The sequence below is a fragment of the Sphaerisporangium corydalis genome, from assembly GCF_025506355.1.
In the GTDB taxonomy this organism is placed as follows: Bacteria; Actinomycetota; Actinomycetes; order Streptosporangiales; family Streptosporangiaceae; genus Sphaerisporangium; species Sphaerisporangium corydalis.
In genome coordinates, this window is the sequence record NZ_JANZYP010000016.1 from 69,475 (window position 1) to 89,745 (window position 20,271).

Annotated in this window: 20 protein-coding genes and 1 pseudogene; 11 read left to right on the forward strand and 10 right to left on the reverse strand. The window is 69.7% G+C overall.

The genetic code is table 11. The annotated features are described in order from the left end of the window. Positions 1-95: 95 nt before the first annotated feature. Positions 96-629, forward strand: a complete 534-nt coding sequence (locus NYZ98_RS14045) for a VanZ family protein (RefSeq protein WP_262843185.1) — start codon at positions 96-98, stop codon at positions 627-629. A 106-nt stretch (positions 630-735) separates the two neighbouring features. On the opposite strand, the gene NYZ98_RS14050 is transcribed toward NYZ98_RS14045, so the two are convergent. Then, the gene (locus NYZ98_RS14050; RefSeq protein WP_262843186.1) at positions 736-1,380 is read right to left on the reverse strand and encodes a TetR/AcrR family transcriptional regulator; all 645 of its coding nucleotides are present in this window, start codon (positions 1,378-1,380) and stop codon (positions 736-738) included. A gap of 73 nt (positions 1,381-1,453) precedes the next feature. Between NYZ98_RS14050 and NYZ98_RS14055 the strand changes: the two genes are divergently transcribed. After that, entirely contained in the window at positions 1,454-1,855 is a 402-nt protein-coding gene (locus tag NYZ98_RS14055) for a nuclear transport factor 2 family protein (protein ID WP_262843187.1), read from the forward strand. Between the two features lies 1 nt (position 1,856). Next, positions 1,857-2,729 carry a TIGR03560 family F420-dependent LLM class oxidoreductase gene (locus NYZ98_RS14060; RefSeq protein ID WP_262843188.1) on the forward strand — a complete coding sequence of 291 codons (873 nt, stop codon included), beginning with the start codon at positions 1,857-1,859 and terminating at the stop codon, positions 2,727-2,729. A gap of 105 nt (positions 2,730-2,834) precedes the next feature. Here the strand turns inward: NYZ98_RS14060 and NYZ98_RS14065 are convergent, their stop codons facing one another. Then, positions 2,835-4,085 (reverse strand): MFS transporter, encoded by a 1,251-nt coding sequence (locus NYZ98_RS14065; RefSeq protein ID WP_262843189.1) that lies wholly within the window; start codon positions 4,083-4,085, stop codon positions 2,835-2,837. A gap of 181 nt (positions 4,086-4,266) precedes the next feature. Here NYZ98_RS14065 and NYZ98_RS14070 point away from each other — a divergent pair, with 181 nt between their 5' ends. Then, positions 4,267-5,265 (forward strand): ArsR/SmtB family transcription factor, encoded by a 999-nt coding sequence (locus NYZ98_RS14070; protein WP_262843190.1) that lies wholly within the window; start codon positions 4,267-4,269, stop codon positions 5,263-5,265. Positions 5,266-5,375: 110 nt separating this feature from the next. Continuing rightward, the gene (locus NYZ98_RS14075) at positions 5,376-6,323 is read left to right on the forward strand and encodes a LysR family transcriptional regulator (RefSeq protein ID WP_262843191.1); all 948 of its coding nucleotides are present in this window, start codon (positions 5,376-5,378) and stop codon (positions 6,321-6,323) included. Between the two features lie 85 nt (positions 6,324-6,408). Here NYZ98_RS14075 and NYZ98_RS14080 read toward each other — a convergent pair whose 3' ends face one another. After that, the gene (locus NYZ98_RS14080; RefSeq protein ID WP_262843192.1) at positions 6,409-6,777 is read right to left on the reverse strand and encodes a VOC family protein; all 369 of its coding nucleotides are present in this window, start codon (positions 6,775-6,777) and stop codon (positions 6,409-6,411) included. Positions 6,778-6,870: 93 nt separating this feature from the next. Here NYZ98_RS14080 and NYZ98_RS14085 point away from each other — a divergent pair, with 93 nt between their 5' ends. Next, positions 6,871-7,836 carry a helix-turn-helix transcriptional regulator gene (locus NYZ98_RS14085; protein WP_262843193.1) on the forward strand — a complete coding sequence of 322 codons (966 nt, stop codon included), beginning with the start codon at positions 6,871-6,873 and terminating at the stop codon, positions 7,834-7,836. A gap of 301 nt (positions 7,837-8,137) precedes the next feature. Here NYZ98_RS14085 and NYZ98_RS14090 read toward each other — a convergent pair whose 3' ends face one another. The 3 genes from NYZ98_RS14090 to NYZ98_RS14100 form a co-directional block, all read right to left on the reverse strand. Continuing rightward, on the reverse strand, positions 8,138-8,587 hold the full coding sequence (locus NYZ98_RS14090) for a recombinase family protein (RefSeq protein ID WP_316249566.1): 450 nt from the start codon (positions 8,585-8,587) through the stop codon (positions 8,138-8,140). A gap of 176 nt (positions 8,588-8,763) precedes the next feature. Beyond that, entirely contained in the window at positions 8,764-9,417 is a 654-nt protein-coding gene (locus NYZ98_RS14095; RefSeq protein WP_262843194.1) for a site-specific integrase, read from the reverse strand. Positions 9,418-9,881: 464 nt separating this feature from the next. Then, entirely contained in the window at positions 9,882-11,981 is a 2,100-nt protein-coding gene (locus NYZ98_RS14100) for a HEAT repeat domain-containing protein (protein WP_262843195.1), read from the reverse strand. A 55-nt stretch (positions 11,982-12,036) separates the two neighbouring features. On the opposite strand from NYZ98_RS14100, the gene NYZ98_RS14105 reads away from it, so the two are divergent. Then, the gene (locus NYZ98_RS14105; RefSeq protein ID WP_262843196.1) at positions 12,037-12,807 is read left to right on the forward strand and encodes a MerR family transcriptional regulator; all 771 of its coding nucleotides are present in this window, start codon (positions 12,037-12,039) and stop codon (positions 12,805-12,807) included. A gap of 883 nt (positions 12,808-13,690) precedes the next feature. Here the strand turns inward: NYZ98_RS14105 and NYZ98_RS14110 are convergent. Next, the gene (locus NYZ98_RS14110; protein WP_262843197.1) at positions 13,691-14,203 is read right to left on the reverse strand and encodes a transposase; all 513 of its coding nucleotides are present in this window, start codon (positions 14,201-14,203) and stop codon (positions 13,691-13,693) included. A 20-nt stretch (positions 14,204-14,223) separates the two neighbouring features. Continuing rightward, the gene (locus NYZ98_RS14115) at positions 14,224-14,379 is read right to left on the reverse strand and encodes a transposase (RefSeq protein WP_262843198.1); all 156 of its coding nucleotides are present in this window, start codon (positions 14,377-14,379) and stop codon (positions 14,224-14,226) included. A gap of 58 nt (positions 14,380-14,437) precedes the next feature. On the opposite strand from NYZ98_RS14115, the gene NYZ98_RS14120 reads away from it, so the two are divergent. From NYZ98_RS14120 to NYZ98_RS14130, 3 genes and pseudogenes are all read left to right on the forward strand, one after another. Further along, positions 14,438-15,055, forward strand: a complete 618-nt coding sequence (locus NYZ98_RS14120) for a DUF4158 domain-containing protein (protein ID WP_262843199.1) — start codon at positions 14,438-14,440, stop codon at positions 15,053-15,055. A 344-nt stretch (positions 15,056-15,399) separates the two neighbouring features. Then, positions 15,400-16,386: pseudogene (locus NYZ98_RS14125) on the forward strand (Tn3 family transposase). Further along, positions 16,386-16,994 (forward strand): recombinase family protein, encoded by a 609-nt coding sequence (locus NYZ98_RS14130; RefSeq protein ID WP_262843200.1) that lies wholly within the window; start codon positions 16,386-16,388, stop codon positions 16,992-16,994. Before NYZ98_RS14125 ends, NYZ98_RS14130 begins: the two are co-directional and overlap by 1 nt. A gap of 636 nt (positions 16,995-17,630) precedes the next feature. Here NYZ98_RS14130 and NYZ98_RS14135 read toward each other — a convergent pair. Continuing rightward, on the reverse strand, positions 17,631-17,900 hold the full coding sequence (locus NYZ98_RS14135; RefSeq protein ID WP_262843201.1) for a hypothetical protein: 270 nt from the start codon (positions 17,898-17,900) through the stop codon (positions 17,631-17,633). 405 nt (positions 17,901-18,305) lie between these two features. After that, the gene (gene pdxR, locus NYZ98_RS14140) at positions 18,306-19,727 is read right to left on the reverse strand and encodes a MocR-like pyridoxine biosynthesis transcription factor PdxR (protein ID WP_262843202.1); all 1,422 of its coding nucleotides are present in this window, start codon (positions 19,725-19,727) and stop codon (positions 18,306-18,308) included. 47 nt (positions 19,728-19,774) lie between these two features. On the opposite strand from pdxR, the gene NYZ98_RS14145 reads away from it, so the two are divergent. Beyond that, positions 19,775-20,239 carry a carboxymuconolactone decarboxylase family protein gene (locus NYZ98_RS14145; protein ID WP_262843203.1) on the forward strand — a complete coding sequence of 155 codons (465 nt, stop codon included), beginning with the start codon at positions 19,775-19,777 and terminating at the stop codon, positions 20,237-20,239. The last annotated feature ends 32 nt before the right edge of the window (positions 20,240-20,271 follow it).

The following is a 20,271-nucleotide window of genomic DNA, read 5'->3' on the forward strand; positions in this document are numbered from 1 at the left end:
AGCGACGTACCGCTCGTCCTCCGCCGTACCCGGACAACCCGACCCCTTTCCCGGGCCACTGGTAGATTTCGCGGTCGGACGGAAGCGGGGATGGCGTGATCAAGGGGTGGCACGGCTGGCTCGGCACGTTCACCGGTGTGGTGCTCCTCACGGTCGCCGTGCTGCCGCTGGCCGCGCTGACGGTGTGGGCCCTGGCGCGACGCCGCCGGGGTGTCACCGGCGCCGCGCCGGCGTGGCGGATGTCGCTGGCCGAGGTCGGCATCGTCTACGGCACGGTGCCCTGGGTATGGATGATCATGTTGCCGGGCGGCCGGGCCGGTGAGGTCCCCGGCCGGGTGAGCCTGGTACCGGTGCGGGACCTGCTCACGATCCTGGCCGCAGGGCCGCTGACGGCGACGGGCCAGATCGTCGGCAACCTGCTGGTGTTCGCGGCGCTGGGGTTCTTCGTCCCGCTGCGGTTCGCGTCGCTGGCGTCGGTACCACGGGTCCTGGCGCTCGCGGCGGGCTGCTCGGTCCTGGTCGAGGTCGCGCAGTACGTGCTGCGGCTGGACCGGGTGTCCTCTGTGGACGACGTCCTGCTCAACGCCGCCGGCGCCGGGCTGGCCGCACTGGCGTCGCGCCACTGGTGACGCGGCACGGCCGGGGCGTCGTCAGATCCCGGCGATCACGATTCACGCCGAGCCGCATGATCATCTGGCTGCCGTCCATCGGGCGCAGGGTCGTAGTCGGCGGCGGTCAGCGCTTGATCGCGTAGTCGCCGAGGCCCTGTTCCAGCAGGTCGAAGGCGCGGGAGGTGACGCGGCCGACGTCGGCGGCGAGGGTCTCGGGCCGGTCGTCGGCGAGGATCCTGCGGCGGACGTAGGCGACCATCGTCTGCTGGACGCCGATCAGGGCGTGCGCGGCCACGAAGGCGTCGAGGTCGTCGGGGGAGCCGCCGGTCTCTTCGGCGAGCAGGCCGGCGAGGGCGTCGATGTAGCCGGCGACGGACTGCCGTTCTCTGGCCTGGAGCGCGGCGCTGGCGGAGATCACCCGGTTGATCGTCCGCAGCCGTTCGTAGGACTCCTGGTCGCCGTGCTCGATCTGGGCGAGCAGGCCGCCGCTCATCTTCAGGAGGAAGTCGCGGCAGCCGGCGAGGGCCGAGGTGCCGGGTTCGCGGGTCCTGACGGCCGTGACCAGCCGATCGCCGAATTCGTCGAGGCCGGAGTAGAACAGGTCTTCCTTGGTCGGGAAGTACTTGAACACGGTCGCCTCGGAGACCTGCGCCTCCTGCGCGACCTCGGCGACCCGCACCTTGTCGAACCCGCGTTGGGCGAACAGGCGTTTGGCCGTGTCCACGAGCAGACGCCTGGTCTGCTCCTTTTTGATCTCCCTGAGTCCCACATTCGTAGAGTAGCATTATTTTCATAGTCGCTCTATCTTAAGGGTGACCCCGAGAGTTTGGAGATGATGAGCGATGAGCACCACGGACCACGTCCTGGACCTGGCGCACCGGTGGGCCCAGGCCGAGGAGGCCAACGACCCCGAGCTCCTCGGCCAGGTGCTCGCCGAGGACTTCGTCGGCGTCGGCCCGCTGGGGTTCGTGCTGAACCGGAAGCAGTGGCTCGCACGGTTCGGCAACGGCCTGACCAACAGCAAGTTCCGGATCGAGGACCCGCAGGTGCACGAGCACGGTCCGGCGGCGGCGGTCGTCGTCGGGGTGGACGCGCAGGAGACCCGCTTCCACGGAGGGGAGAACAACGGCCGCTTCCGGCTGACGCTCTTCGCCGTGCGTCCGGCGGATCGCTGGCTGGTGGCCGGCATCACCATCGGACCGCTGCGCCCCAGGCCCGGTGCGCGGCCGGGCGAGGGCGACTGACATGCGGCTCAGCATCGGCGTGACCAACTACTCCTGGCCGAGCGGGCCCGCGAAGCTCCGCGACGAGCTGATGGGCCTGGCCCGCGCGGCCGAGGACGGCGGCATCGACACGCTGTGGGTCTCCGACCACCTTCTGCAGGCCGATCCGACCGCCGGGCCGCACGAGAGCGAGATGCTGGAGGCGTACACCACTCTCGGGTTCCTCGCGGCGAGGACCGAGCGGCTGCGGATCGGGACCATGGTGAGCGCGGTCACCTTCCGGCCGCCGGCGCTGCTGGTCCAGGCCGTCACCACGCTCGACGCGCTCACCGGCGGCCGGGCCTGGCTCGGTGTGGGGGCCGGGTACCACGAGGGGGAGGCGACGGCGCTGGGGCTGCCGATGCCGGCGGTGGGGGAGCGGTTCGAGCGGCTGGAGGAGACGATCCGCATCGCGTTCAGGATGTGGGACGGCGACGACTCCCCGTTCGAGGGGACGCACTACCGGCTGGGACGTCCGGCCGTCAGCCCACGGCCCGGGCGTCGTCCGCCCATCCTGATCGGCGGCACAGGGGAACGCCGAACACTGCGGCTGGTCGCCGAATACGCCGACGCGTGCAACCTGTTCGACATCCCCGACGGCGGCCGCACCGTCGGGCACAAGCTGGCCGTGCTCGCCCGGCACTGCGCCGACGTCGGGCGCCGCCGTGCGGAGATCGAGACGACGTTGAGCACCCGCCTTGGCGACGGCGAGCCGGCGGACGACTTCGTCAGGCGCTGCGCCGGGATGGCCGCGCTCGGCATCGACCACGTGATCGTCATCACCTCCGGTCCGTGGAGCGGCGAGAAGGTGGCGACCCTGGCCGCCGCGGTGCCGGCCCTGCGGGACCTCGGCTGACACCGCTCCGCTCATCCACCGCTCCGCTCATCCACGGCTCCGGCCGTGACACCGTGGGCGTACTGGTGACAGGCGGTGGCGCTGTTACACGCTCGGCGGCGCTTGTTACGCGCTCGGCGGCGTGAGTATGCGCCAGAGGCACAGTACGGCCAGCAGGGAGGCCGCGCCGGCCGCGCCGGCGACCAGGCCGGGCGCGGCCACCTCGGCCAGTGCCCCGCCGCCGGCCGCGAACAGCCCCTGCGCCGTCATGGTCCCGGTCAGCGCCAGCCCGAAGGCCTGGCCCCGGTTCGCCTCCGGCACCGACGTGAGGAAGCGCCGGGCCAGCCCCAGCTGGTACGCGACGCCGAACCCGGACACGGCGAGCAGCAGTGCCGCGATGACCGGCCCGGGCGAGAGCGCGAACCCGAGCAGCGGCGCGCCGAGCAGCAGCGCCAGCGGCCCGGCCAGCCGTTCCCTTCGTCGCGGGGTGAGCAGCCGGCCGATCACGAGGTCGCCGGTGAGCATGCCGAGCGCCACGGCGGTGAACAGCGGCCCGGCCGCGTCCGGCGTGCCGATCTGGGCGGTGTACGGGACGAGCACGCCCTCGGCGCCGACCACCAGCGCGGGCGGCAGCCACTGGGCCAGCAGCAGCGAGCGGATCTCCGGCCGGCGCAGCAGTTCGCGGTTGACGCGCCAGGTCTGGCGTACCGCATACCCGGCGCCTGCGCCGGTGGCGGTGGCGGTGGCGGTGGCGGTGCCTGCGGTGGTGGCGCGGCGCGGGCGTTCGGCCAGGCGCAGGCGTAGCAGCGTGGCGGACAGCAGGCAGCTCGCCACGGTGATCCAGAGCGCGCCCTGCGGGCCGAGCGCCGCGATCAGCATCCCGCCCACGGCGAAGCCGATCACCTGCGTGCCGCCCGCGGCCATGGAGAACACGGCCCGGCCGAGCACGTACCGGTCGCCGTCGAGCAGTTCGGGCAGCAGCGCGGTGCGCGCGGCGGAGGCGACCGCGCCGGGGACGCCGGTGACGAACACCAGCGCCAGCATCGCGGTGGGGGAGAGCGGCCCGGCGGCGAGCACGGCGGCCACCGCGGCGCGGACCAGGTCGTAGCCGGCCATCACCGCTCGCGGCGGCCACCGGTCGGCGTACGCCAGCAGCAGCGTGCCGCCGAGGGCGTAGGGCAGGAAGCCGGCGACGTAGGCCAGCGCGGCCAGCAGGGGCGAGCCGGTGCCGGCGTAGACGGTCACCGAGAGGGCGAGCATCTTCACCGTCTCGCCGCCGAGGTAGAGCGTGTAGCCGGTGAACAGGACGCGGAACTGGCCTACCGCGAACACCTCGCGGTAGGTGGCCCGCGCCGGCGCGGCCGGGGGCGTCGTCACGCGGGCCGGTCCCGGGGGTGGTCCGGCCGGGGGCGTCGTCATGCGGGTCGGTCCCGGGGCGGTGTCGGCGGAGGTGTCGTCACGCGAGCCGGTCTCGGGGGTGCGGGAGGAGGTGTCGTCACGCGGGCCAGTCTCGGGGTGGTGTCGGCGGAGGCGTTAGGCTTTCGGGTGGAGGCGAAAGATGCTGGCCATCGAGGTGGGGCCGGTCGACGTGGCGCGCACCCGCTACGCGATCTCGCCGCTGGGTGAGGCGATGAACGCGCTGCGGGTCGCGGCGGGCAAGCAGCCGGCCGGGCCGCTGCGCCCCTGGGCGGAGCGCGTCGCGCCGAGGTACGCGCGGCTACTCGGCGAGACGCCCGCGGTCGAGGCGCTGACGACGCTGTTCCGCCGGGGCGCCTACAACGCCGACTTCATTCACCCGCCGCCTTCGGGCCTCGGCGGCGACTTCGCCGACGAACTCGCCGTGGTGCGGGCGACCCCGCCGCGCCAGGTTCGCGCGGAGATCGCCCGCAACCTGGTCGGGCTGCGTACGCCGCCGCGTCACGTCCAGGACATCCTGGCCGCCCCGGACGTGCTCACCCGGCTTGCTGACGCGATGGAGGCGACCTGGCACGCGCTGGTCGAGCCCGACTGGCCGAGGCTGCGCACGGTGCTGGAGCGGGACCTGGTGCACCGCGCCGGGGATCTGGCCATGTACGGCTGGGCCGCGGCGCTGTCCGATCTGGATCCACGGGTGGGCTGGCGTTCGGAGGGGGCCGACGGTGTGATCGAGGTGCGCACCGGCCCCCGGAACGTGTGGGAGCGGCACCGGCTGGGCGGCGAGGGGTTGCTGCTGATGCCGACCGTCTTCGGCACCCTCATCAGCTACGTCGAGCCGCCCTGGCCGTACGCCCTGGTGTATCCGGCGCGCGGCGTCGCCGACCTGCTCGGGCCGCCGCCCCCGCAGGGCGGTGCGGCGGCGCTGGCGCGGCTGGTCGGCCCGCACCGCGCGCAGGTGCTGCGGGCGCTCGCGGTGCCGGCGACGACCACGCAGCTGGTCCGCCAGCTTGGTCTCAGCCTGGGCGCGGTCGGCGGCCATCTGGCCGTGCTGCGCGAGTCCGGGCTGGTCACGCGGACGCGGACCGGCCGGTCCGTGCGCTACGAGCGCACCCCTCTGGGCGGGACCCTGGCCGGCGACTGAGCGCGGCGGCCGGTGAACGCCGTGTCGGCCGGCGGGTTCGCCGACCGGCCGGGTTCTGCGCCACGATGTCCAGCGGCCGGCACGACGCGGAAGACGACCGGGAGTTGTTCATGGAGCTGGACCTCGGGGCGATCAGGACGTTCCTCGACGTGGTCGAGGACGGGCGGTTCACTGACGCCGCCGCGCGCGTGGGCATGTCCCAGCAGGCCGTGTCCAAGCGCATCGCCAAACTGGAGGGTGACCTGGGGGCGCCGTTGCTGGTCCGGTCCCGCACCGGGGTCAGGCCGACGGCGGACGGCGAGGCGTTCCTCCCGCACGCCCGGGCGCTGATCAGCCTGGCCGACCAGGCCGCCGCGATGCTCCGGGCACGCCGCCGCCCTCTGCGCGTCGACGTGCTCGGGCGCGACTCCGCCTCGATCGACATGGTCCGGGCGTTCTACGAGGGCGGTGACGCCGACGTCGAGATCGTCGTCTCCCGGGGTGCCGTCCCACGGGCGCCGGCGCTCACCGGCGGCTCGGTGGACGCGGCGTTCGGCCGCGCCACGGGGGTCCTGCCGCCGGGGATCGCGCGCGTCCCGGCCTGCCTGGAACCGATCCCCATTCTGGTGGGCCGCCGGCACCGGCTCGCCAGGCGTGAGCGTGTGCGGATGGAGGAGCTGTCGGGTCTGACCGCGTGGATGCCGGGCAACGCCGGCGACAGCGAGTGGGCGGACTACTACCGGCTTCTCAGCGCCGAGTTCGGCGTCCGGATCGACAGTTCCGGCCCGTTCTTCGGTCGTGACCACATCGCGGAGAGGGTGGCGGCCTCGCCGGAGCTCATCACGTTCGGCAACAAGAGGCAGTACCCGGTCTCGCCCGACGTCGTGGAGGTCACGGTCACCGATCCCACGCCGGTGTACCCCTGGTCCCTGATGTGGCACGAGGCGAACCGGCACCCGTCGCTTCCGCTGCTCGTCGCGCACATCACGGATCACTACCGCCCGCTCGCCGGCCCGGGTCACTGGCTGCCCGTCCCTGACCGCTCCCTGTTCCCGGCCGACCCCGAACCGGCCCTCTAGCGGGCAGGCCACCTCTCGGGGCTTGAGCAACAGTGACAACGGCAGGCGCGACACCTGAGGTGCGCGCCTGCCGCATTCTGCCCTTTCAGTCCTTCGGTGCGACCCGGATACGGTTCCCGTCAGGATCGGCTGCGAGGAAGGTCGGCCCGAACCCCGCATCGTGAGGCTCGTGCAGGATCGTGACCCCCTTGGACCGCCACTGCTTGAAGATCGCGTTGATCTCGTCGGGTCGTCCACCGCCGATGGCCAGGCACACCTCACTGGTGCGCGGGACGTCCGGCGACAGATCCTCGAACTGGCCGGACCACAGACCGAGGTCGGCGCCTGGCCCGAGGTCGAAGGTGATGTATCCCGGGGTCTCCAACGAGGGGCTCATGCCGAGGAGGTCGCCGTAGAAACGGGCTGCGGCGGGGGCGTCGTTCACGTAGACGATGGACACGACGGATGTGGTCATGGTCGTTCCTTCTCACAGGTGGTAGGTACGCATCCACCAGCCTGGCCGGAATATGCGCCGCATCGTGTCGCAATTTCCTGGAAAACTTGGTGGGTGACCCCGGACCGGTTCTTCGCCCTGATGCTGCTCCTCGAGTCGAGGGATGGTGCGACCACACAGGAACTCGCCTCGGCGCTCGGGGTTTCCCTCCGAACCATCACCCGGGACCTGAACTGGCTCCGCGACGCCGGTATGCCGGTGACCGCGCACCGGGGCCGCCTCGGCGGCGTGACCATGCCGCCCGGGTCCGGGCTCGACCTCACGCGACTCACGCCCGGCGAGCGTGATCATCTCTCGCTCATCGGGCTGGATGAGAGGCAACGCGCGGAGCTCGACGCATCGGTCGAAAGCCGGCGCGCGCTCTCCAAGATCGCCGCTACACGGCCACGTCGAGTTCATGAGCTCCTGCCGCTCACCGACGTGGTGCACGTGGACAGCCGTCCCTGGCGTCAGGCACGAGCTTCCGGCACGACTCCGGCTTCGCTGCTCGGCGCGGTGCGGCGAGGCCGCCGGCTGCGGATCGAGTACGACAGCCCACGCGAGTCATGCCCACGCGAGCTTGTCGTGGATCCCTACGGGCTGTTCGCCAAGGCCGGCATCTGGTACCTCGTCGCCGACCGTGCCCGGGTGCCACGGATGTACCGGCTCGAACGGATCACCACGTGGAAGGAAGTCGACCGGCCACGACGGCTCCGCGAGAGCCAGACCCTGGCCACCGTCGCCGCAGCGCTCACCGCTCAGTGGGAACACGACCACGGGATGGAGGTCAGCGCCACCATCGACCAGACCCAGATCGAGCGAGCGCAACGGATCTTTGGCCTCCATCTCGTCCGGGACGACGATGAAGAATCCGCCACCGGCCACAAGGTGACGATCCGCTTCCTGCATCTGGAGGACGTGCGAGCACTGCTGCCGTTCGGGAGCGCCATCACCGTGCACGGCCCCACCGAAGCCAGGGCTCACCTCCGCGACCTCGCCACCGACCTCGCCCACCACTACGCGCCGTCGCCACCGTCCTGACCACCAACATCTGGTTGGCCCGGCGCTCGGGTTGACGTCACCAGGGGCAAAGTAACTCTTCGTGACGAAGGTGAAGCCCGAGCCCTGCTCAGTGATCGGTGATGGGGGGCAGACCAAGTACGCTGGAAAGGGCCAATAGCGCTGGTCAGGGCCCCTGAGAAGTGACGGCTCGCGGTCCAAGCCGAGGCCGGATTCTCCGAGGCGTGGTCCGGTGCGTCAGGATCCGGGGTCGGCTCGGGGCGGACACCGAACGGTCCGGCCTGCCTCGGCAGCGCGCCCTTGGCCCGATACGGCGTGCGTATCACCGGCCGCCCGCTTCCAGCGCAGTCGCGGCCCGGCCGGCACGCAGCTCGCGCAGGTCGGGGATGTGGTTGTACAGCGTGCCCGGGCTGACGCCGAGCAGCTTGGCGATCGAGGTGATCGAGTGCTCGGGGTTGGGCAGCAGGTCCCGGGCGGCCCGGATGATCTCCGGTGTGATCACGGTGGGCCGTCCGCCGATGCGGCCGCGGGCCCGCGCGGCGGCCAGGCCCTCGCGGGTGCCGGCGACGATCAGCTCGCGGATGAACTCGGCCAGCGCGGCGAAGACGTGGAAGACCAGGCGCCCGCCCGGGGTGGTGGTGTCGAGGTTCTCGTGCAGAGAGGTGAAGCCGATCTCGCGGCGGCGCAGCTCGCCGACCATCGCGATCAGGTCGACCAGCGAGCGGCCGTAGCGGTCCAGGGAGGGCACCACCAGGGTGTCCCCGGCGGTCAGGAAGGCGTGTCGTTATTTGAAGCCTGAGGCGATCGCAGAGCGTGAAGACGATTACTTTCAGCTACCTTGCGGCTCGGCGCAGCTTCGGGAGTACTGGGCCTGCTAGGCCGGGTCGCGGTACATCGGTGCCGGCTCTCCGTAGTGCACTCGTCGAACAGCACCGGGCAGGGCTTTGGTCAGAGCTTGGGACGCTTCGACGGAACATCCGACGGTGAACTCGATCTCCTCGTCGACCTCGCAGGCCAGGCACCAGGCTTGATCTTCGGGCCACACGAGGTGTGGGTCTTGATAGCCCAGCGCAGAGCCGCACCAGGCGAGGTCGGAGCGGGTCGCACCTCGGTCATCTCCTCAGTCTGTCGCAACCGTAGGCGGTAACCGAGACCGGGGTTGAGCAGCATCGGAACGGCCAGTGACGTCAAGGAGCCCGGCGGGCCCGTCTTATCGCCACTGACCGTTCGATGCAGGTGGGTGCCGTGTCGCCGTGCTGCGGAGTTGGCGTGCTGGTGGAACGCGCTGAGCGCGGAGAGCTTGCGATTGACCGTCGCCTCACTGCAGTGGTGTTCCACCGACGGCAGGACCGGGACCGTCTCGTCGCGCAGGTCAGGCGGGCGGCGCAGCCAGGCGACGAACTCTGCGACGTTTTCCAGCCGCACCTCACGCCAGTCCAGGTCCTGGCCGCCGAGGAACACGAACCAGCCCTTCAAGTCGTGGGCGTAGGCCTTGACCGTGTTGGGCGACCGCTCGATCCGGGTCAAGTACGCGAGGTACCCGCTCGATAGGAGGCACCGGGGCGCCGTCACCGTCCAGCACCGTCCATGACTCCACGGCATCGACCGGCCAGAGCACCCGCTGGACAGATAGATCTCTCATGTGGAGCTGGAAACACTCCGCTGGCCTCGCTTCGCTGCGCCACGGATGTGGCGGGAGCATGCGCGGCGATTGCTGGCGTTGCTGGCGTCCAGGAACGGGCGGCCACAGTGACTGATGCTGCACGCCTTGACCCGCTGCCATCCTCCGAACTGAACGAGGAGGTAGAGGAGGTGGCGAATCTCCTCGTCTGCGAGGGGTTCGTTCCAGCCGGTGCGCCATCCACGGGCGGGCGTCGTGGGACAGCGCGCGAGGTCATTCCATAGGAGTTCCAGAGCTGCCACACCGTCGGGCAGCAACGTGATGTAACGCCGGAGGATGCTTGGACTCTTGTCAGCGTGCGTTGCGAGGATGGCTGCCAGACGCGTGATCTCACCTGTGCGAGCGTCGAGGCCCCTGCCCGCCCGTTTAGGACGTGGTGGCGTGGTCATCTCGTGCGTTCCGTTCTGGACTGCGCGCGGTTCGCGATCGCACGGAGTCGCGGATCGTCCGCCTCAGTGTGGCGGGAGAGGACCACCTGAGCTGTCGGAGTGCGCAGTTCGTACAGGGCCATGGCCGCCGAGAGGCGAACCTGTTCGTCGGTGTCCTGCAGCGCCTCGGCCAAGGCATCGGTGGCACCTTCCGCGCCCGTACCGATGAAGCCGAGCACCTCGGCGGCGTGGCGCCGCACTGGTGCCCCGTCGCTGGCCAGTGCCGTGACGAGACATGGCACAGCGGCGCGCTCGAAGGATGCAAGATCGCGGGTGAGGCCGTTTTGACTTGTGCTGTCGCCGGTACCCAGATGCGCTGCCAGGGTCGGAATGGCTCGGGGATCACCGATGCGGGTGAGTGTCCACCTGGCCTTGGCCGCCACATCGGGGTCATCGTCTGCTGCCAGCGGCACGATAGCGTTCGTGGTCGCTGGGTCCGCGATCTTGCTCAGGACATGCAGCGCTTGCACGCGCGAAGCAGTATCGGCCCCGGCCAGAGCGTCCAGCAGAAGCGGTGCGGCTGCCTCCGCGACGCGGGTGACCGCCCAGGAGAGCGTGTCGCGCACGAAGAAGTCCTGCTCGGACCACAACCGTGCCACCAACGCCGGAGCGGCGGCAGGGTCGGCCAATTTGCCGAGGTCGAGGGCCGCGGCCTGGCGCACATCACGGTCGGGGTTCATGAGCCCGTGGAGAGCATCGTCGACCTGAGGTTCGCCGGTGGGCTCAATCGGCTCGCCCAGGCCTGCGGCAGCGGCGAACTCCGGCCACATCTCAGTGATGGCCGCAAGGATCTTCGCCTGGGAGTTGGACAGCCACTTGATGGTCGCGGACTCACTGGGGCCGCCCTCGTAGCCCGCGAGGTCCACGGCTCGCCCCTCGACCCATGTCCGGCGCACGCGGGCGGTGTCAGCGATGACGTCGAGGGGATTTCCTTCCACGAGCACGATGTCTGCCCTTTTGCCTGGGCCAAGGACTCCGCGGTCGTGCAGGCCGAGTAAGCGCGCCGGCAGGGAGGTTGCAGCGCGCAGGGCGTCGGCGGGACCGAGGCCGGCTGCTGTAGCCAGGTGGTGAAGCTCCCGGTGGAGGCTGGCGCCGTAGACCAGGCCGGGATTGGGAGCGTCCGTTCCGGCGAGGATCGCACAGCCGCGCCGCGCCAGTTCACGCACGTTGGTAGCGGCCGCACCCAGGTCCGGCCCGGTGGGTGGCATCCAACGCCGGGCTTGGGTGTCGAGTACCTCGCGCCAGGCCGGTGTCAGCTGGGTATCGAGCGGGACGTCCTCGCGCAGCGGCATCACCCCCGGGCGCACGGGGAAGCCGTCCGAAATCGACAAGGTCGCGATGATAGCCGGTCCGGCCGTGGCCACCTCGTCCAGCTGCGTCTGGCTCATGGGGACGAACGGCACGTGCGCGAGCATGTCCACCCCACACCGGGCAACGAGTGCTGCCCCCTCGCCCGTCGAGACATGAGCGACGACCGGCAGCCCAGCGGTATGCGCGCTTTGGACAAGGGCGAGGATCGTCGCCTCATCCAGGGCCGGGATGTCCAGCATCGCCCCAGACCCGTCGTCGTAGATCACCTTCAGGTGCGTTGCGCCCTCGGCCACCCGCCCAGCCACGAAGGGCTCTGCATCACCCGGCCCCGTGACATAGGGGATGGGCGAGTACGCCATCGTGGGATGTCCTCCCGGGGCGGTCGCGCCGATGCTCGAGGTCACGAAGTCCGCGCGCGCAGATCCGTCGCCACGGCGAGCGGTGAGCACCGCCGCGCGCTCAGCCGCGATGAGGTCCGGCTTGGAGAACTGGTCGACGAGAGTCGTCACGCCGAACTGAGCGGCGAGCACGGTGCACTCCGGCGCCAGGTGCACGTGCGCGTCAATGAGACCGGGCAGCAGCGTCCCGCCCTCGCCGTCGATGACCACATCTCCCGCTCGAATGACCTCCTGCCCGCCGATCGCATCGACCAGACCCCGATCAACACGCACGTGCGTTCCAGTAAGAACTGCCGTCCCATCGAAGATGCGGTCGGCCTTGATGACGAAGGGTTGTGCTGCACTCATACAGGCGACGGTAGAAGTTGCCGTAGCGAGAGGGTCAATCCGCTACCGTTGGGTTGTGCAGTACTCGATCAGCCATGTCGCCAAGATGGCCGGCGTCTCAGCCCGGACCCTGCGGCACTACGACGAGATCGGTCTGCTCGCCCCGGCAGCTGTTTCCTCCAACGGCTACCGCTGGTACGGCCGGAGCCAGCTGCGCCGGTTACAGCGCATCTTGCTGCTGCGCGATCTCGATGTCTCGCTTCCGCAGATCAACGCCATTCTCGCGGGAGATGACGGCGAAGCCTCCGCGCTGCGTCGCCACCTGATGCTCGTTACCGCTGAACGGGACCGCCTCGACCGGATCGCTGCCACGATCGTCCGTACCCTGGACGACCTCGAAGGCCAGGACCGCCTGCCTGATGAGGAGTTCTTCCGGGGACTGGACGCGGGACGAGCACAACTTGCCGCCACCCTTCAGGAACGATTCGGAGACGCTGCCGCCAGCACCCTGCAGATCGCGGCCGCTCGCACGGCACATTGGACCAGGAGCGACTACGACCAGGCAGCGGCCGACGGCCGGGAGCTCTACGGCCGCCTATCCCGCACACGTCAGTCCGGCGTCGACCCCGCCTCACCACAAGCGCTCGACATCGTTGCGGAGCACTACGAAGCCGTCCATGCCATGTGGCCCGTCGATCCCGCGGCCTACCACGCTCTCGCTGACCTGATCGAGGGCGACGCCCAGCAGCGAGGCGTCGTGGGGGCCGAAGATCGCCACCTTCCCCCATGGCTGGCAGCCGCCATCCGCGCCTACGCCATCCACCGCCTCGACTACCGTCGCCCCTGAGACTGAGACGGGACATTCGTGCGCTACTGGCGCCACGCTCCTGGCGAGGACACGTCCAGGATGTGAAGCGCCAGGCCAGACCGCGCTTCCCACCCGCAGACTCTAGATAACGATCGTTCGCGACACACAAAGATCAACACTTCGTTTCCGCAGGTCAACCCTATAACGCATGCCGTGTACGCGCCTATGTGACGCACACCTGCCTTCGCGATACAGCAAGCCCAGCAGAAAGCTTGCCTGCTGGGCCAAGCTCGACAAAGTCCCCCTCATCGTGCAGGCCGCAGTGTTGTTGATCTTGTGTTGCGGCTTTTGGGCTTACCTTGGCTGGACCCCTACTGGTATTACAGCGGCCTCGGAGCAGGTCCGGGGGAGGTCGTCACCCGGTTCCTCACCCGTCCCTTTGATGTCCTGTCTGTGCTCACCTCGCCGGGCGTCAAGGTGCAGACAATGTTGCTGCTGCTGGCGCTTGTGTGGCGGTCTTCCCTCTGCGATGTTTTCGATCCGTCTTGGTATCAAGGCGGCGCACGCGAGGACGCGGCTGCTGCGGCGGTTGCGGTTGTTCCTGACGGGGCCTTGGTCGAGGCCGCCAATCAGGTCGGGCCGAACCTCTCGGCCAGGGCCAAGGTGGTCATGTGGCGGCCGATGCCACGCCGTGCTCCCTGGGTCGTGGCCGACGTGGCCTCGCGCCAACCGATCTTTAAGTCGGTTGAGGAACAACGGGCCGACGTCGCCGAACTGCAGGCTCGTGGTTACAGGCTGGTGATGGAACGCGAAGATACGTCGTCCTTCACCTGCCCTGAGGTAGGGGCTGGACCAGGCGCTGATCCGGTTATTGATTTGGTCGTGGAAGGACCGCACCAGGTCATTCGCCACTCAGAGTGGATCAGGTGGGACGTTGCACCTCTAGGCCCGGTCCGAGGTCGAGCTGTTTGCTCATGTCGAGCTCGAACTTGCCGTACAGGTTCAGGTGGGTCCAGAAGAGAGCCGACAGGGCGCGCCGGTCAGCATCGGTGAGTTTCTTCTGCCATCGGGGCTCGGCCAGGACGATCTGGACCATCCTGGTGTTGAGGTAGACGATCGCGGCCTGGACCAGGTGAAGGGCGAGGGCGGAGACCTCGACGTGTTCGCGGTCGTCGCCGGTCAGGTCGCCGGCCTTGCCGTAGAAGATGTCCTTGTTGGCCGAGTTCCAGTTCTCCACCACGTTGAGGCCCTCACCGATCTCGCGGCGCAGTTCTTCGTCGGCCAGGTAGTCGCAGATGAAGATGGTGCGGATCACCCGGCCGAGTTCCTCGATGGCACGGTAGGTGGGGTGCTTGGGGCCGCCACGGGTGAAGCGCCGTAGCATCTGGTGGGCCTCGGCGGTGCCCAGCCGCAGCGCCGTCGCGTACTTGATCATCTGGTCGTACTGGTTGGCGATCAGCTCCCAGTCGATGTTTTTGCCGACAGCACCTCCTCCAGCCGCGGCCAGGCCTCGCCCTCGGCCAGGCCTGGCCGGTACAGGCGGGCCGAGCCGACGTTCTTCAGCCGGGGCAGCAGCTTGAAGTCCAGCAAGTGCGAGAACGCGAAGCCCACGATCGATGCACCGTGCGTATCGGTGTAGGGCCTTGAGCAGCAACCGAACGGCCAGTTCGTGGCTGAGCAGCTGGGGGTTAAGGACCCGTCGCAGGTGAAGCGGTACACCGAGCGGCGACCGACGCCGTTCGATCATCAGCAGGAGATTCGGCAGGTTTACCAGTGGAAGGACTTCGCCTCGGTCGAGCCGGAGTTCGTGGCGTGGGTGGCGGCCCGGTCGTGGACATCGGGCGACGGCCCGAAGGCGATTTTCACCGACGGGGTGGGGTGGCTGCGGGAGCGGAAGGTGCTGCTGCCGGGGGTGACCACGCTGGCTCGGCTGGTCGCGAGGGTCCGCGATGACACGACCAAGCGGCTGTGGGGCGCGCTGGAGGGGCTGCTGACGGTCGGTCAGCGGTACGTCCTGGACCAGTTGCTGGAGGTGCCGCCGGGGTCGCGGGTGTCGGATCTGGAGCGGTGGCGCAAGGGGGTGCCGCCACGGGCCTCCGGCCCGACGATCGTCAAGGCGCTGGAGCAGATGGCGGAGATCGAGGGGCCCCAAGCTCGCCAAGGCCTCCGCTCGGCTGGCGGTCGCGGTGGAGGCGCTGTTTTCCTCCGACGGCTGGGGCGGGCCGGAAGAGGAGGTACGGGTCGCGGAGGTGTGGGAGGCGATCGAGACGGTCATCTCCCGCGCTGACCTGCGGGCCGCGCTGGTGCTGGTGAACGAGAGTGTGCCGCCGGCGGATGCCGCCGATCCCGACGACTGGCGGGCCGAGCTGGTCGGCCGCTACACCACCGTGTCGGGGTTCTTGAAGGTGCTGCCCGAGGTGATCACCTTTGGTGCGAACGCCGAGGGTGTGCCCGTGTTGGAGGCGATGAAGGCGCTGCCGGACGTGCTGGCCCATCGCAGCCGGCTGCCCGCCCCGCTGGTTCCCGGCCGCCTGGTCGACGCCGAGGTGGTGAACGGCCCGTGGAAGCGCCTGGTGTTCGGCCATCCGGTCCGCGAGGACGGGGCGGTGAACCGGCACGCCTACGCTTTCTGTGTGCTGGAGCGGTTCTGGCGCGGCCTCAAGCGCCGCGAGATCTACGCCGACGCCTCCACCAAGTGGCGTAATCCTCAGGCTGAGCTGCTGGAAGGCGTCCAAGGGCGTCGAGGCCCTGGAACGGTCGCGGCTGTCGCACGTCTACCAGAACTACTTCCGGCCCGAGACTCTCAGCCTGGCGAACGCGCCGCTGGTGGACAAGCAGGCCGGGCTGCCGCTAGCCCAGGCGTGGGGCGGCGGGCTGGTCGCCGCGGTCGACGGGATGCGGTTCGTCGTCCCCGTCCCGGCCGCCTTCGCCCGCCCCAACCGCAAGTACTTCGGCTCCAAGCGCGGCATGACCTGGCTGAACGCAGTAAACGACCGCGGCATGGGACGTGGGGCGAAGGTCGTGTCGGGGACGATCCTGGACTCCCTGCACATGGTCGACGTCATCTTCGGCCTGGACGGCGGCGACCTGCCCGAGATCGTCGTGTCCGACACCGGCTCCTACAGCGACCTCGTCTTCGGGCTGCTGGAGCTGCTCGGGATCTCCTACCGGCCCGCGCTGGCGGACCTTCCCGATTAGAAGGGCTGGCGGATCAGCCCGTCCGCCGGCTACGGGCCGCTGGGTACCTTCGCCCGCGGAAGGATCGACCTGCGGAAGATCCGCAGGAACTGGGAGGACATCCTGCGGGTGGTCGCCTCGATCTACACCGGCACGGTGCGCGCCTACGACGTCGTCACCATGCTCCAGCGCGACGGCCACCCCACCGCGCTCGGCGAGGCGATCGCCTCCTACGGCCGGATCTTCAAGACCGTGCAATCCGGACGCCGCCGGAGACGACGACGAGATCTGACCGCCAACGGGCCGCCTGGGCGTTCGTCTAACGAACGTCTGATGAACGCCGACGGGAGCGTGCCCGGACGGGCCACCGCGCCTCGCCAAAGCGTTCATCTTGCCGTTCATTTTCCAGTAGCGTTCAGCTACCGCGCACAGTACGTTTGATGAACGGAGGGCGGTCTTCGATGGCGCTCATCGGCCTGGTCCGGGTCAGCACCGACAAGCAGAATACCCAGCGGCAGCACGACGCCCTCGACCCCATCTGCTGGAAGATCTTCGAGGAGAAGATCAGCGGAAAGCTTGCCACCGACGACCGGCCCGCGCTGCTGAACGCGCTGTCCCACATCCGTGACGGCGACCTGCTGACCGTCCAGGAGGTCGACCGTCTCGGCCGCAACCTGCTGGAAGGGTTGATCGTCCTCAACGACCTGTTCCAGCGCGGCGTCGGCGTCAAGGTGCTAGAGGGCATCGCGGCCGGCGAGCACACCGAACGCTCCCTGATCCTCGATCTCGCGCTCGCCCTGGCCGAAGACCGCCGCCGCGACATCACCCGCAAGACCAAGAACGGCCTGGAGGCCGCCCGCAAACGCGGCAGGGTCGGCGGCCGCCGTCCCGTGGTCGACGACGACAAACGCGCCGCCATCCTCGCCCGCCGCGAACGCGGCGAATCCATCCGCACCATCGCCGCCGGAGTCAAAGTCTCCGTCGGCGTCGTCCACAAGACCCTCGCGGTCACCGAGGGTAACCCCGCTGACCAGCCCCCGACTCCTTGAGGAGAGCTCCATGCCGCTGCCTCAGATTCCGCTCGACGACCCGCGCGTCCTGGCCCTGGCCAAGGCCCGCCAGCAGCTTGCCCACGAAGGAGCCCTCTGCCCGACCTAGGAGGAGCTGACCGATAAGGAGCGCAAGGGCTCACTGCCGGATGCCCGCAACTACCTGGAGTCAGCGATCAACGCCGGCCTCGTCCCCGAGGTGGAGCTGATCCACAACGGGCCGCTCGCGGGCCTGGGCAACATCAACCGGGAGATCGAGCGGCAGGCCACCACCATAGCCACCGCGGCCGCCGACCTCCCGTTGCCGCTCTACCGGTTTTGCACCACCCGGGGGTTGAGGAACATCGGAACGAAAAGTGGCGCTAAGCCCCATCGACCCAGGTCAGCCCACTGCGGCGGGCCGCCTGCTCCTGGCCGTCACGGGCAGGGGCTTCGGACTTGAACGTCACGGGATTAGTCCGGCATCTCGCGCCATGGTAACGACCGGAGGCCTGTTCTCGCAGGTCACGGTGCTCGCTAAGGACCTTTGCATCACCCCGTCCAGCGGGGAGTCCAGCACATCGGAACGGCCAGTCACGTTAAGAACCATGATCACGTGCCCTTAGCGCCGCTTTTCGTTCCGTCCGGCCGAACCCACTAACGCCGTTTTCCGGTCGGTTGCAGCTCAAGCCCCGCGACGCAGGCGAACTGATCGGCGACGAACGCGGCGGCGGCGCTGCCTTGCTGCTCATTCAACCGCTGGGCGCCGGTCACGATGCTTTCGACGAGGGCCAGGACCTCCTCGGAGACGGGCCCGGCGTCGCGGGCCACCGCGGCCAAGGTGGGGGTCGGAGCGTCCATCCATTGCCAGGCGTGCGCGGTCAGGGCCGCACCGGACAGGGCGATGAACGTGCGTCGTGTCAGCATGCCGTGCGACCACTCCTGCAGCAGGTTCAGGGACTTGAGTCTCTATCAGGCGTAGGCCTTCGTCAGGCATCGTCGTCGAGTTCGCGACGCAGCTGCTCGCGTTCGTCGTCGGTGATGCCGGTCAACCACTCCCAGCGGGTCACCCGGCGCAGCTTCCCGCGGGCCAGGTCGTGGGCCAGCACGATCCGGGGGTCTTCTCCCGAACGTGACCCCAGCCCCAAAGTAGCTCCGGGGTAGATCACGGTTGCGGTTCGTGATCGTCACGAGTCGGGCATACCGTCCGGTAGCCCCGCTATGGGGCTCACGCGGGTGTTCGTCGTCCTTGGCCGAATGGGCCCGCGGCCACCTCGCAGACGTTCGCTGACCGCTGCCCGCAGCTCTATCCAGTGCGGGCGCTCGGACGGTTCACCGTTCGGGTGGCAGGGCTCGGCACAGTGCGTCCAGCGCCGCGCCGTAGGCGTGCTCCGGCGGTGTGGCGTAGCCGACGACCAGTCCGTCGGCGGTGGGCATGGTGGCCGCCGGGTGACGGAAGGCGGACAGGCCGTCGAGGGCGATTCCCTGCCAGGCGGCGGCCTTGACGACGGTCTGCTCGGTGCCGCCGGGAAGGCGCAGGACCGCGTGCAGACCGGCCGCGATGCCGGTGAGGGTGATGTGCGGGGCGCGTTCGGCGAGCGTGGTGACGAGCTGGTCGCGGCGCCGGCGGTAACGTTGCCGCATCCGGCGGATGTGGCGGTCGTAGGAGCCGGTGTCGATGAGGTCGGCGAGGGTGAGCTGGTCCAGCACCCCTGCCCAGGCCTCCCGTTCGCCCTTGGCTCTCAGGACCTCGTCCACGAGGTGGCCGGGCAGGACCATCCAGCCCAGGCGCACGGCGGGTGACAGGCTCTTGCTGACCGAGCCGATGTAGAGGACGCGGTCGGGGTCCAGTCCCTGCACCGCGCCCACTGGCTGGCGGTCGTAACGGAACTCCCCGTCGTAGTCGTCCTCAAGGATCAGGCCGTTGCCGGTGCGGGCCCAGTCGATGACGGACGCACGCCGTTCCGGGCGCAGCGGCCCGCCGCTCGGGAACTGGTGCGCGGGGGTGAGCAGCACGGTACTGACGCCCCTGGCCGTGGGCAGTTCCGCTGTGCGGGCACCGTGTTCGTCGACGGTCAGCGGGTGCGTGCGGACCGAGGCCGCGGTGAGGATGGACCGGTGGAAGGCCAGGCCATAGGACTCCACGGCCAACGGGCCACGCAACACCCGGCCACCGAACAGCAGCCGCAGGGCGTGAGCGAAGCCCGAGCAGACGACGATGTGGTCGGGGTCGGTGCGCACCCCGCGCACCCGCGCCAGATAGTCGGCCAGGGCGCGGCGCAGTTCGGGCCGGCCCCGTGGATCGCCGGGCCCGAATGCCTCGTTCGGAGCGGTGTTCAGCGCGCGGCGGGCGGAGGCGAGCCAGGTGGCGCGGGGAAAGGACGCAGCGTCCGGCTGGCCCTGGCGCAGGTTGTGCTCGGGGTCGGACGGGCCCGCCGGAGCCTTCGCCGGTACGCGTACGGGCCTTTGCGTCCGGGGACGCTGGGCGACCCGGGTCGCGGAACCCTGGCGGGCGGTCAGCCAGCCCTCGGCGACCAGTTCGGCGTAGGCGTCGGCGACGGTGTTGCGGGCCAGTCCCAGATCGGCGGCCAGCGAGCGGTAGGGCGGCAATCGGGTGCCGGGTGCCAGCCTCCCGGCCCGGACCGCCTCGCGTAGCGCGCGGGTGAGGACGGTGCGGCGACTTCCCGGGCCCGAAAGCTCCAGGTGCAGGTCGGCACCGATCCGCTCCGCCGAATTGACCCAGGATTCTGCCATGGGATTGCACCCTATACCCGGTCGATCACGGCCATAGATTCATGGTCATGACGAACGACAACGCATCTCGGGTCAACTTCGCCAAGTCGGCTCCGAAGGTCTTCAAGGCTTTGATCGGCTTCGACGCCGCCGCCCGTGAGGGCCTGGACCCGGCCCTGGTGGAGCTGGTGCAGATCCGCTCCTCACAGCTCAACAAGTGCGCCTACTGTCTGCACATGCACACCACCGACGCCCGCAAGGCGGGCGAGAGCGAGGAGCGGCTGCACATGGTCGCCGTCTGGCAGGACGCCGCGCGTTTCTTCACCGACAAGGAGCAGGCGGCGCTGGCCCTGACCGAGGCCGTGACCCTCATCTCCCAGGACGGCGTGCCGGAGGAGGTCTACCGGCGGGCGACCTGGCACTTCGACGAGCAGGAACTGGCCCGTCTGCTGGCCCTGATCTTCACCATCAACACCTGGAACCGGATCGCCATCAGCACCGCCAAGGTGCCCGGCACCGACGAGCGGGCCTGACCGCACCACCCCCGGCTTCACAGGGCTTTACG